This window comes from Streptosporangium sp. NPDC006013, assembly GCF_040614275.1.
GTDB lineage: Bacteria > Actinomycetota > Actinomycetes > Streptosporangiales > Streptosporangiaceae > Streptosporangium.
Genome location: NZ_JBEXUE010000324.1, coordinates 1 through 11626 on the forward strand (window position 1 = coordinate 1; position 11626 = coordinate 11626).

12 protein-coding genes and 2 pseudogenes are annotated in these 11626 nt (G+C 65.1%); 6 read left to right on the plus strand and 8 right to left on the minus strand.

The features are described 5' to 3' along the window. Nucleotides 1-20: 20 nt before the first annotated feature. Nucleotides 21-248 (minus strand): hypothetical protein, encoded by a 228-nt coding sequence (locus tag ABZ260_RS35445; RefSeq protein WP_355626377.1) that lies wholly within the window; start codon nucleotides 246-248, stop codon nucleotides 21-23. A gap of 45 nt (nucleotides 249-293) precedes the next feature. Beyond that, nucleotides 294-788 (minus strand): DUF3995 domain-containing protein, encoded by a 495-nt coding sequence (locus ABZ260_RS35450; RefSeq protein ID WP_355626379.1) that lies wholly within the window; start codon nucleotides 786-788, stop codon nucleotides 294-296. Nucleotides 789-983: 195 nt separating this feature from the next. On the opposite strand from ABZ260_RS35450, the pseudogene ABZ260_RS35455 reads away from it, so the two are divergent. After that, a pseudogene (locus ABZ260_RS35455) lies at nucleotides 984-1091 on the plus strand (IS3 family transposase); the annotation flags it as partial. Nucleotides 1092-1450: 359 nt separating this feature from the next. Here ABZ260_RS35455 and ABZ260_RS35460 read toward each other — a convergent pair. Together ABZ260_RS35460 and ABZ260_RS35465 are read right to left on the minus strand one after the other, a co-directional pair. Continuing rightward, a complete protein-coding gene (locus ABZ260_RS35460) occupies nucleotides 1451-2257 on the minus strand; it encodes a DUF4328 domain-containing protein (protein WP_355626381.1) in 807 nt (268 codons plus the stop codon). A 548-nt stretch (nucleotides 2258-2805) separates the two neighbouring features. Further along, nucleotides 2806-3492 carry a hypothetical protein gene (locus ABZ260_RS35465; protein ID WP_355626383.1) on the minus strand — a complete coding sequence of 229 codons (687 nt, stop codon included), beginning with the start codon at nucleotides 3490-3492 and terminating at the stop codon, nucleotides 2806-2808. Nucleotides 3493-3875: 383 nt separating this feature from the next. Between ABZ260_RS35465 and ABZ260_RS35470 the strand changes: the two genes are divergently transcribed. Further along, the gene (locus tag ABZ260_RS35470; RefSeq protein WP_355626385.1) at nucleotides 3876-4646 is read left to right on the plus strand and encodes a type II CAAX endopeptidase family protein; all 771 of its coding nucleotides are present in this window, start codon (nucleotides 3876-3878) and stop codon (nucleotides 4644-4646) included. Between the two features lie 993 nt (nucleotides 4647-5639). On the opposite strand, the pseudogene ABZ260_RS35475 reads toward ABZ260_RS35470, so the two are convergent. Together ABZ260_RS35475 and ABZ260_RS35480 are read right to left on the minus strand one after the other, a co-directional pair. Further along, nucleotides 5640-5969, minus strand: a pseudogene (locus tag ABZ260_RS35475) (transposase); the annotation flags it as partial. 7 nt (nucleotides 5970-5976) lie between these two features. Beyond that, nucleotides 5977-6585 carry a hypothetical protein gene (locus ABZ260_RS35480; protein ID WP_355626387.1) on the minus strand — a complete coding sequence of 203 codons (609 nt, stop codon included), beginning with the start codon at nucleotides 6583-6585 and terminating at the stop codon, nucleotides 5977-5979. A gap of 302 nt (nucleotides 6586-6887) precedes the next feature. Here ABZ260_RS35480 and ABZ260_RS35485 point away from each other — a divergent pair, with 302 nt between their 5' ends. From ABZ260_RS35485 to ABZ260_RS35495, 3 genes are all read left to right on the plus strand, one after another. Beyond that, complete coding sequence (locus ABZ260_RS35485) at nucleotides 6888-7433, plus strand: hypothetical protein (protein WP_355626389.1); 546 nt, start codon at nucleotides 6888-6890, stop codon at nucleotides 7431-7433. A 363-nt stretch (nucleotides 7434-7796) separates the two neighbouring features. Next, the gene (locus ABZ260_RS35490) at nucleotides 7797-8300 is read left to right on the plus strand and encodes a SigE family RNA polymerase sigma factor (protein ID WP_355626391.1); all 504 of its coding nucleotides are present in this window, start codon (nucleotides 7797-7799) and stop codon (nucleotides 8298-8300) included. Between the two features lie 5 nt (nucleotides 8301-8305). After that, entirely contained in the window at nucleotides 8306-9349 is a 1044-nt protein-coding gene (locus ABZ260_RS35495) for a hypothetical protein (protein ID WP_355626393.1), read from the plus strand. Here the strand turns inward: ABZ260_RS35495 and ABZ260_RS35500 are convergent. Continuing rightward, a complete protein-coding gene (locus tag ABZ260_RS35500) occupies nucleotides 9331-9627 on the minus strand; it encodes a hypothetical protein (protein WP_355626395.1) in 297 nt (98 codons plus the stop codon). The two genes, ABZ260_RS35495 and ABZ260_RS35500, sit on opposite strands and share 19 nt — an antisense overlap. A gap of 734 nt (nucleotides 9628-10361) precedes the next feature. On the opposite strand from ABZ260_RS35500, the gene ABZ260_RS35505 reads away from it, so the two are divergent. Beyond that, nucleotides 10362-10658: a hypothetical protein gene (locus tag ABZ260_RS35505; protein ID WP_355626397.1), complete on the plus strand. Its 297-nt coding sequence runs from the start codon at nucleotides 10362-10364 to the stop codon at nucleotides 10656-10658. Between the two features lie 151 nt (nucleotides 10659-10809). Here the strand turns inward: ABZ260_RS35505 and ABZ260_RS35510 are convergent, their stop codons facing one another. After that, complete coding sequence (locus tag ABZ260_RS35510) at nucleotides 10810-11355, minus strand: hypothetical protein (RefSeq protein ID WP_355626399.1); 546 nt, start codon at nucleotides 11353-11355, stop codon at nucleotides 10810-10812. Nucleotides 11356-11626: the final 271 nt, after the last annotated feature.

Here is an 11626-nt window from a genome sequence, read left to right on the forward strand (position 1 = left end):
CCCGCCGCCTTCGGGGTATCTCATGCTTCCGGTATGACCGCTATGAAGCGATCATCACGCTCTCGACGAGGTAACTTCAGCCCTTCAACCTCAGAAGCAAGCCGGATCCGCAGATCGTGGAAGCCGAGCAGCGCCTGCGCGACCGCGAGAGTGACCAGTTCGGCGTCGGTCAGCATCCATCGCCGGGTCTCCAACTCGTCATCGACCTTCACGTACAGCGCGGTCAGCAGGGCGTCCAGGTCACTCATCACACAACGATCTTGGACACCCTCTTCGGGTTCCCCGGCGCATCGTCAGGCGGCACCGCTACTTGGGCCCTTCGCTCCTTTGAACCCTCGTGCGGCCACGCCGAAGGCAAGACCGCCGACCAGGAACCAGGGATTCCACAGCACCAGCGTCCATAGCCGCTGTTGCGGGCTTACGTCTATCCCCTGGCCCGCTGTATCAGTCAGCAACAGCACCTCCACGGCGATGCCGCGCACGAGCAGCACAGCGCAAGCGCACCAGCCCAGCGCCTTGATCACCCGTCCACCCAGGCCACCAGGCCGCGGCCGGGCGAGAAGCCATCCCAGCACGCCGCCGACAAGGCACAGCATTCCCACACCCCACAGGCCAACCACCACGAACCACCCAGGGCGTTCCGCGGCCAGAGGTCCCGCAGAGACGCTCAGGCCCCACCCGCCGCCCAGCGCCCAGTAGAAATGAAGCACAGCGAAAGCGACCGCCCAGGTGCACGCGATACGCCCCCACAAACCCGGTGTTGTCTTGTCCTGCGGATCTTCATGCATAGCGAGGAGCATGCCACTGCCGTGGCACGCAGCCGCCGGCATCGCTGAGAAACCAGCACGCCCACCGTCCAGTCAGGCACCACATGCGACCGAACACATCGGACTTACTCGTCTAGACCAGAAGGACGAACAAGAAAAGCTGACACAGAATTAGACCAGCTCAGCTGCCTTGATCAAATTGACAGGTTCCGTGCCGCCCGCACCGCGATCTTCGAGTTCATCGAAAGCTGGTACAACCTGCATCGGCTGCACAGCAGCCTTGGCTACCGTAGTCCCGCCGACTTCGAAGCCGCAGCAGCCTGAACACCACACCCGGTGTCCGTCAAAGCGGAGCAAGCTCAAACGGGCATAGGTGGTCGTTGAATTTCTGGAAACGACTAAGGCCCGGGTCGGGAATCCGTCCCTGACCTGGGCCTTGAAGCGTGGAACGGGTGACGGGAATCGAACCCGCGCTGTCACTTGGGAAGTGCGTTGATCGTCGCTCGTAGGGCGGTTGACCTGTGGCCTGGGCCAGTCAGATGACCGTGGCTGCCCTGGTCACCTACGACCTGTGGCGGTATGGCAAGGTGTTCGGCTCGTTGCTCGCCGAGCTGCCGCCGGGCCCGCCGACGACCCGGGTCCGGCCTGACCCGGTCCTCGATCGGCGCCCGGCGGCGCGACCGTCAGTACCCCGGGTGGCCGCCGCCGGGAGCGCCGGGTGCCATGCCGCCGGGTGCCATGCCGCCGGGAGGCATACCACCGGGGGCGCCGGAAGCCATGTCGCCGGGAGGCATACCTCCGGAGGGCATACCGGCGGCGGCCGCTGAGCGGTGTTCCTCCTGGGCCTCGGTGATCTTGCGGATGACGCCGATCGCCAGCACGGCCGCGATGAGCATCAGCACGATGCTCACCACGTCGAACCGCGCGGCGGCGGCCAGCGGCTCCAGCCCGTCGGAGTTGAACAGCAGGCGGACGGCCGCGTTGGTCACCCAGGTGCCGATCAGCCAGGCCGCCCACCAAGCGTTGAACAGCCCCCGAGGAGGCGAGGGGACGCGGGAGGAGGCGTACCAGATGTCGTCCACGATCTGCTTCGGGAACCAGAAGTTGATGATCGGCACCATCCAGCCGAAGATCAGCCACGGCTGGCTGCGCCGGTGGCCGCCAGGTGAGAGGATCTCGGCGTTCGCCCTGACCCTGAACAACCACACCAGGAACGCCACGACGGCCACGAGGTAGACGACCGCCTCAAGGATGCCGGACAGGCCGTAGACGAAATCAGCCGTGTCGATCTCCGCCTCGGACACGGAGTCGAGGTCGACGATCATGCGGTCCACGAGCGAGGCGTACCAGAGGTCGATCACGGCCGCGACGATCCCGATGAGGGAGTCGCACACCAGGGCCACTACGGCGAAGACGGCGACGCCCCGGACTGGGCGTAAGGGCGTCGGCGGTGGTGGGTAGCCCAGGTAGGGGAGGGGGGGCGGATACATGGCGTGGCCCTTTCGGAATCGGAACGAACCAGTATGTCGGGCCAAGAATCAGGAAAGGATCAGTTGCCCGATCCGGCATCCTCTTGTGATGAAGCCAGGATTTTGCACTTTCGGTGATGGTCTCGGTGAAAGCGGGCAGTGCGTAAAGCCCGCCTCCACGTATGCGACTGAAGGAGCAGGAACGGCAGCCACCACACTGAACCGTGCCGGGATTGCTGGAGGCTTTGATGTTCCCCGAGTTCCGTGGAGCTGGCTTGGTTGACTGTCATGCCAGCTGGTTGTTTGCGTAGAGGATCTCGTATTCGATCGGGGTGCCGACGGTTTTGCAGCTCGTGGCTGTTCCGGCTGAGACTTGGCCTTCCGTCCGCGGCAGGACTATGCCTAGCCACCATGAGATCCATGATCATTGCACGTATGTCGCACGGTGAGCCGCTAGAGGAAATACTCGGGACGTGAACGTAGAACCTGCGGATGCGAACTGCAACTCTGAGACGGGTCATCGGTGGCGTCCGTGGAGCTCAGCACGAGTGCAACAATCAGCCGCGCGGTCAGGGCCTGTAGACGTTCAACAGCGGCAGATAGGAGCTGAAGTGGTCGACCACGATGTCTGCCACGGCCTCCGCATCATCTAGCCCATCAACCTCAAGGACCCGTATGCCCAGGCGACGAGCGGTGCGGGCGGCCTCGTCGGCGACGAGGCGGTCTCGGGCGAGTCGGTTGCGCTGTGCTCGATCAGGGTCGCTGACCGTGTGATCGACGGCGGCGGCACGGGGCAGTTCGCGGAACTGACGCTCACGGAATTCCTCGCTCGGCACCATCACGATCATTCGGCGGGTTGAGTCGATGATGGGGGCGACCAGTTCGGGACGCAGTCCCCAACCTTCGGCGATGATGGGTCGCCCCGATACCAAGCCGCGTAGGTCGTCCAAAGCCCACTCGAACCGCGTGGGGAAGCCGGCCAGGGTCTCGTCGGCCATCTCTTGAGGGCTGGTGTTCACCCAGACGCTGTCCGGGTCGGGGTCTGCGGTGGGCTCACCAAGTCGCGCTCGGCGTGCGATCCGACGGTCATTGTGTGCACGCGCGTCGTGATAGTCGTAGTGGTACGCGGTCAGCCCGTACCGGGTGGCCAGCAGCCTGGCGACGGTGGATTTGCCGGCCCATTGGCCACCTCCGATCCATAGGGCGCTGTGCAAAGTGCCGAAGGGATCCCAGACCTCACTATCTGTAGCGTTCACGGTTACAGCCTGACAGCCTACAGACCAAAGAAACAGTCTTGTTCTGCCTGCCTGGCCGGGAGACGATCGTAGAGAGGGGAAGCGGCACACTCTCCGCTCGCAACTTGTCGAACGCCTCCGGCGCCGTAGCGCCTCCTGCCCCTTGAGTGTCCACCTGAAATCCGCCGGTCCAGGGCCAGCTCGGAGATCAGCCACGTCGCTCGGTGAGCCAGGGGGAAGTGCATCGATCATGCCTTGTAGGGGCGCTGAGCAGAGCGTGTCGTGCCGTCTTAGAATCGAAAATTGAAATCTACTGCAGGCCATTCATAGAGAGCGAGCCTGACGTGTCTGGTCCCCGGACAACCTTCGACTCTCGCCCCGCCCTGCTCTGGCGAATCCTCATCGTGTTCGCTGTCACTGTCCTGCTTTGGCTATTCGTCTACCATGGCACCCCGCTCGGCTATGACTACGACCGCCTTACCCATGCCGCCAGGGCCGTCCTCACGACGGTTCTCATCGTTCCCATGGTTGTGGCCGCCCGCCGCCTGCTCGACCGTCGTCCCTGGACCGGCCTCGGGCTGCCTTCCTTGCGTGCCGGCTGGCGGCGCCTGTTACTTGGAATGGTCTGCTGGCTCATCCCCGCCGCTATCGGGTTCGCGCTCTGTCTCGGCTTCGGCTGGGTCGAGATCAGCCTGCGCACCTCCGCTGCGGACGCCCTCCGAGTGACAGCGCTCCTGGTCGTGCTCGTCGTCCTGTACGAGGCGCTGCCGGAGGAACTCGTCTTCCGCGGCTATCTGCAGCGCAACCTTGTCACCGTGTTGCCGGCCTGGCAGGCGGTCATCGGGCAGGCCGCGTTGTTCACCCTGTTCGGATTCCTCGTCGGAGCCGCCACCTCCCCTGACAGGTTCCTTGTCTTCTTCCTCTTCGCCCTCGTCCTTGGTGGCTTTCGCGTCGCCACCGGTGATATCTGGGCGGGCATAGGTTTCCACCTCGCTTTCCAGACCGTTGCTCAGTTGTTCGACGGACCAGGAGCTGTCTTCGACGTCACCGGACTTGGCATTCTGGGAATCGTCGCTCTGGGCGGCCTGCCGTTCTCGCTCGGCTGGGTAGCCATGGAACGTCTCCACCGAGAACGCCTGAACTGGCAGGCCCTCGAACCGGACCCTGTTCGTTGAAGACGTATTTAAGTGCGGAGCGGGTGACGGGAATCGAACCCGCGCTGTCAGCTTGGGAAGTCTCTATCGCATCTGGTCGCTGAGCTGGGAAGACGCTGACCTGCGGGGGAGCGGGTCGAGTGACCGTGATTCCCCGTGGTTCCCCCTTGATCCCCTCCTGATGGGCACGCAACGGGCACGGGGTCATGCGCCAGAGTGTGTCAACGACGCTCGAAAACTGGGTCATGCACCTGCTCGGTGCCCTGGACCTGGCCACCGGGAAGATCTGCTACCGGATCCGTGAGCGCAAGCCCTCTCTACCAGACTGTTTTCCTATTTCGGACTTCAATCTGCGGCCCTGTGGCTAGCCCGTAAAACGCTCATTCAAATTGCATATCATCCCCTATGGATATCCACCAAAGCTGTGACTACCATCAAGAAGTAAACATCGACACCGAAAGAGATAACTAATGGGCCGTATCAAGAAGTTCGGCGTTTCGGCGGCCGCGGTGGCCGCGATCGCCGCCGCGACAACTCTAATGTCACCGACTGCCCCCGCCCAGGCGGCGACCTGTGACACTAGCGCGCAGATTGGTGTTAGCGGTGGCACTGGCTGGGCGATGTGCAGCGGTACCGGAGTGACTCAGACACAGGTCGTGCTCTTCTGTCAGAATAGTAGCGGTAGCTACACCACGGTTTACGGCCCTTGGGTCGCTAATTCCGTTAGATCAAATGCCAAATGCAGCAGCAGCTCATGGCCGATATCGGTCGGATATCAAAGAATCTGAGCCGACCACAAGCTCATCCGGTCGCGGCAGAGCATACAGGAACAGCTCGAAGAACCAACCAGGCGGCTGAATGAAAGCAAGGCTAAAAGACTCTTCGTCATCACCCGTCTGTGATGCGGCGGACCACTTCATCACAGATGGGTGACGACACTCCTGCCCGACGTCGAGCAGGGCGGCAGCTACCGCGAGGAGCAGTATGGCGCCGGCCACCGGTGCTCGTGGCCGGCCGCACGATCGCCTCCCGGTTGGGGAAGATGCCTACGACATCGGTCCGACGGCGGATCTCCTTGTCCAGACTCTCTTGAGGGTTGTTGCTCCACGTCTGACGCCACACGGCCTTGGGGAAGGCGGTGAACGCCAGGATGTCGTCTCGGGCCTCGTCCAGATGCGCCGCGGCGGCCGGGTACTTGGCTTCCAAGACCTCGACGACATGGCGGTGCTGGGCGTGGACCGAATCGGTGTCGGGCTGCTCGAAGACGGTGCGCAGCATGGTGGCCACCCACGGCTGGGCCGACTTCGGAACGCGCGTGATCAAGTTTCGCGCGTAGTGAAGCCGTTAAGAATCAACACGGCGAGATAGAGGCGAGGAGCGCGGGTGCGGGGTTGTAGCCGCCGTGTTCCAGGAGTGGGCGGGTCTCGATGAGAGCGTTGCCGATCGTGCGGGAGCTGACTTCAAACAGTTCGCTGAGGACTTGCCGTGTGCAGATTTTCCGCTGGTAGAGGATGGCAGCGAGGATCCGCTCGGCATCGGTGATCTTCTGTTGGAAGATGCCGCCTCGGGCTCCGGGGAGTCGTTCACCGCCGCGTCGCTGATAGCGGAGGCGTTCGAGGCGGGCGGCTTGGAGCGAGGTGAGTCGCTCGATCATCTGGCGGAGTTCTTCGCGGCTCATCGCGGTCAGAGCAGGGTGCGAAAGCGTTTCGGAGATTCGGGGCCGCTGGGCGGGGACGTCGTCGTTGTCCAGGAAACTACGCGGCTGTGCGGCGGTGGTAAACCGGATGGTGGTGGCGGAGACCGTGACCTGGTGGTCGGTGAGCAGCTTGCGGGTCTCGGCGACCCAATAGCCGTGGAACCACTCTGGGCCTGAGCCTCCCACTGGACAGCGTTTCAAAACCTGGGCACCGAGATCGCCCGCTATCCCCCAAGCAAGATCAACAGCCCTGGAAACAATCAAGGCCCGGCTCCGGATTCACGTCCTGAGCTGGGCCTTCAGTCTTGGAGCGGGTGACGGGAATCGAACCCGCGCTGTCAGCTTGGGAATCATCTACTGACCCTGCTGCCCTGAGCTGGGAAAACGGGGGTGCAGGTCAGGGGTGGTCGAGTGCCCGTGAGTCCCCCTGAGTGACCGCGGTTCCCCGCCTGTTCTGGCACGGATCTGGCACGGGAAACTCGCTCGTCGTCATCACTTGACGGCAGCCTGATTGCGCTGCCTCTGATAGCCGACCTTGTCGGTGGCGGAGCCTATGCTTCCCGCCCATGACCAGAGATGAGACTCCTGTCGTGCACGTCAAGCAGATGGACGTGGAGGTGGATTACCACCAGGCCTATCTCATGGACGAGGGGCGCAGCGTGGGCGGGTTCGATTTCGATAACGTGCCAAGCCCTCCTGTGGGGATCATCCGAGTGGAGAAAGGTAGTGCCCTCCTGACTGTAGGCCCTCAATGGGCAACGGTGAAGTTCACGGTGGCTGTCGCCGATCGGGATCCGGGTGCTGACCTCGATGGCTACGAAGACATCGTCGAGATCAGCTACGAGTCCCCATCGGGCCGGCTTTCCCTGGAGGAGTGGGGAGGGGGGAGGGCCCATACTCTTCCTCCGCTGCCCGCCGGTCCCGGAACATATCGATTGCGATACCACGCCAGAGGAATGGATGAAGAGGACAGCTTGGATGCCATAGCTGAGCACTACTTCCTGCAGATCTGGCCTGAGCCGCCATGCGATCCCGCCGTGCTCAAATCTACGAGTTCATTATTTCAATACTGGCTGAACTCTGAACGATCTAGGCAAGCTGGCGCGGAATAGAGCGATCTAAATTATCAGCTTGGGAAGCCTCTAGCAGTCTTTGCGCCTGAGCTGGGGAAACGCTGACACACGGGGAAGTGGGTCGATTCCCCGTGTGTCTCCCTTGTTCCCTCTGCTGACGGGCACGCAACGGGCACGCCGTGGGGTGGCGGCTGCTTCCCTATCAGGACTATCCCGGCGGTGATCGGCGGTTCGCGACTCGGGCGTGAATATGAGCGGTCGTAAGGGGCTATTCGCTGCAGGCGCGCCCAGAAGTCCACTGCGGAACTGATGGAACTCCGAGGCGTTGGATCGCGTCGCGGGCAACCTTCTCGCGCCCCGGCGGCGTAGAACGGGTGACTGTCGTTTGAGGGAGGCCTGTGAATGGCGGATCGATCGGAATACGACGCGTTCGTTGCGGCGGCGTGGCAACGGTTGCTCCGCACCGCCTACCTGCTGACCAGGGACTGGGCGGTGGCCGAGGACTTGGTGCAGACGGCGCTGATGAAGGCGTGGCTGGCCTGGCCTCGTTTGGGGAACGAACGCGAGGCGTACGTCCGCAAAATCATCGTCAATGTGCACGTGTCGTGGTGGCGGCGGCGCTGGAGACAGGTGGAGGTCACGACCGGATCGCCGCCTGACCGGACACAGGCGGCCGACGACATGGGACGGGCTGACGAGCGCGAACTCGTCTGGCAGGCGCTCGGACGGCTGCCCGCCCGGCAGCGAGCCGTGGTGGTGCTGCGGTTCTTCGAGGACATGACTGAGGCCCAGGCCGCCGAGACGCTGGGGTGCAGCGTAGGGACGGTCAAGAGCCAGACCAGTAAGGCGCTGGCCAAGCTGCGGGTCGACGACTCGTTCGCGTCCACATTCGTGAGAAGGGGGTAAGCCTTATGCCCATCAACCGGCGAGATCTCCATGACCTTCTGGAGGAGCGCAGCCGTCCCGCGGTCGAGCGCCCGATCCCGTGGGAGTCGCTGCGGACACGGGTGCGTGGCGTCCGGCGCCGCCGTTTCACCGCCGTCACCGCCGTCGCCGTCGCAGGCTTCGCGGCTGTGGCGGTCGTGGCGTCGGGGAGCCTGCTGAACCTGCGTGGGCCTGACGAAGACGGCCAGATTGCCGCGTCCGTCGCTGGCCAGATCCCGGCTCAGTTCCAGGAGGCGGACGGGACGGTCTACCGCAGGGTCGCCACGGCGACGCTCGATGCCCCCCGCAAGAAGTCGGTGACGTTCGACGTGGAGATGCGCGGCAAGCCTTTGGCCGTCCTGGCGGACTGCCCGACGGAGTCGATGTTCATGATGCCGCACGTCACCGTACAGGTGACGGGCGTATCCAAGGTGTTCACCCTGTCGCCCGTGCCCTCCCTGTCGGCCGGATGCCAGAGCAACAGGCCGGTCGATGTGATGCCGCTCCCGGCCGGGACGCGCCGGGCGACGTTCACCGTCGAAGCACCCAAGGGGTTCGAGAACGTCGCTCCGCACGAGCGCCTGGAGAGATGGCGGTTCGGCGTCTACGAGTGGACGCCTCCCGCCACGATGAAGGCCGCATCGCCACCGGCCGAGCCACCCGCGGCTTTCGGGGGGCGGCCACCCGAGTTCAACCTGATCACGAAGAAGAGCGACACCTGGCCGGCCACCCGCGAAGTAACGATCACCGTGCCGAACACGGGCAGGCCGCTGGCCTTCATGGCGTACTGCGGAGGCGACATCGCCGGCCGCCTCACCAGTGAGGTTCGGGTGAACGGCCGCCTGATCAAGGGCCTCCTCGACTGCCCCGCCGCGCCCACCAACCGGGGGGGTGCGTACACCGACTTGGGCGGGCCGAAGCCGCGCAGCCAGAAGACGGTGACCATCCAGGTCCGGCTGGTGGCGAAGATTCCTGAGTATCGGCAGCGGCCGGGGACGCTGACGGTAGCCGTCTACGAGAGGCCCAGGTGAGCTCGGGCCCGGCCAGGTAGCAGCAGCGCGGGCACGACCGCGAGCGCCGTGAACGCCGGTGCCCAGACGAAGGTGTGGGTGAACGCGGCATCGGCACTGGCCGGCTCGCGCTGCAGGATCACGGCCACCTCAGTGCCGAACGAGCCGCTGACCATGACGACCATGTTGACCGCGCTCAGTCCTGCCCCGCGCACGATGAACGGCGGCCGGTCGAAGATCCGTTTGATGACGTCCTTGTAGGGGCAGGCCTGGACGTCTGCGGAGACGGTTCCTTGCATGGTGTGGGGCCAGGCCGAAGCCAATGCCTTCTGTGCCTCGGGCGATAAAGACGCTCACTTCTTCTCGTGTCGCGATGCCTGCGGTGCTCAACCGCGTTTACCGGTGAGCCAGGGTGAGGAACGAACCCTGGCTCTTCGATCGCCCCCGGCCGCAGCAGACCTCAGCCATGATGGGGCGATCGTCGGGCTGCATGTGGGCGGTGGCGCGACCCAAGGCCGGCGAAGGGCGTAGGTACGGCGCAGCGCGCGTGCGGCGACGGCCCGGAGTCCTGCCGCACGTCGGGACCGGCCCCCAGGCCGCATGCCCGGCGTGCGCCGCAGGCGCAGGGCCGGGCGACGGCGCGCAGCGCCGCCGCCCTCGTGGCCCTGATCCCCTCCTTCGACAGCTGGATCGGCGACCCCTGGGACAGCAGGAAGGACTGACGGGCAGGCGGCGCGCCCGTGATGCGGCGGCGGAAGGCGCGGAGGCCGCGTAAGCAGGATCTCGGCGAAGGGCTGGCCCGGGAATCGTGCGCCGTCGGAGGGTATCCTGCACCACGGGGTGCTCGCCGCCCCCGTGTGCATGTGCTTCGTCAGGATGTCGGCGATCTCCTCGCCGGGGTGGCGGCTGTCGAGAAGGTCGCGGATGTCCTCCCGCGTGAACACCTTCTCCTCCTCCTTGCTGCCTGGATCGCCACACGCCGAACCTCTACACGCCACGGCCGGGGGCCCACGCGGGCTGGTACAAATGCGGCATGAGCGAACTCACCGGCTATCCCCCACAGCCGAACGTGCGGCTGGCCCGGCGGGTCTACAGTCGGAGGTACCGTGTGTGGGCCCACGTGCTCCTGTGGACGCCGATCGCGATCACGGTGGTCGGTGTCATCCTCGGCCTGGGGTTGTTCGCGGCCGCTGATGCCGACCCGACGCACAGTTCGTCCGCGCTCGGCTATCTCGGCCTCGTCGTGTGGGGCGGCCTCGCGGTCCTGTCGCCGGTCCTGCTCGGGTCGTTCATTGCCGGGCTGGTCATGCTGATCCGCGCGCGCAGCTGAGGTCGCGGCGGGACGCGGCCCGCCTCGACATGCTCCAGGCCGGCCGCTTGGACGATGTCGTGGCCACGTCGGCGGTCGACGGTCACCGTCTCGGCGGAAATACTGAACCGATATCACCAGCTCGAAGAGCCGATCGGTGAAGGCGGGCAGGTCATCCTGCCCTGAGGTCCGGCCGTGGCCGGCCGTTGTGACGCAGCCGGAGCCGACGCCGGGGGTGCGAGCGCAGCACCGGGTGGAGGTTCCAGCCCTGCTCCGAGGCGACGCGCAGGGCGTAACCGGCGCCGGCGCCCCGGAAGTAGTGTGCGCCGAGTTCCAGGTCGCGGTGGTACTCGCGACGGTACTGGGAGGTCTCCACGCGTCGGGTCTGCTTCTCGATGCGCCGGTCCACGCGCGCTTGGTAGTACGCCGTGTCGCCCTCCCGCACCAGCGCCACCAGGGTCACGCACCAGAGCGGGACGAACGGTATCTGGCCCAATGTGGCGTCCAGCATTCGTATCGCGCCGTTCTCGGCACGCGGCACCATGTCGACGATCAGCTGGGCCACCGGCGCTACGCAGTGGAAGCAGATCGCGAGGACGACCCACACCACCCACCACAGCGGCAGGAACACCAGGGTCAGGGGGAGAAGCAGCAGCCAGCGCAGTGCCGCCGGGCGGACGGGAAGCGGCCCCCAGGTCGGGTCGTCGTAGTCATGCACGGACGGTGTCTTCCTCTCGGGTTCGCCATCGCTCGACGGTGCGCCAGTGAGCCTACGCCGAGGGCCGACCGACCCGCACGAAGCGGCAGGCCGTGCCGGTCCCGGCATCAGCGAGGGTCCGGCCGGTGTCTCTCACCATGACCGAACACCGAGATCGGAAAGGTCGCTAGGGTCTTCCTCCCGGCTGGGGGCTCAAGGGGGGGAATTCAGGGGGGCCGTTTGGGGGTCCTGACGATCTTGGATTGCCGGTGGACTTGCCATCGAGCAACAC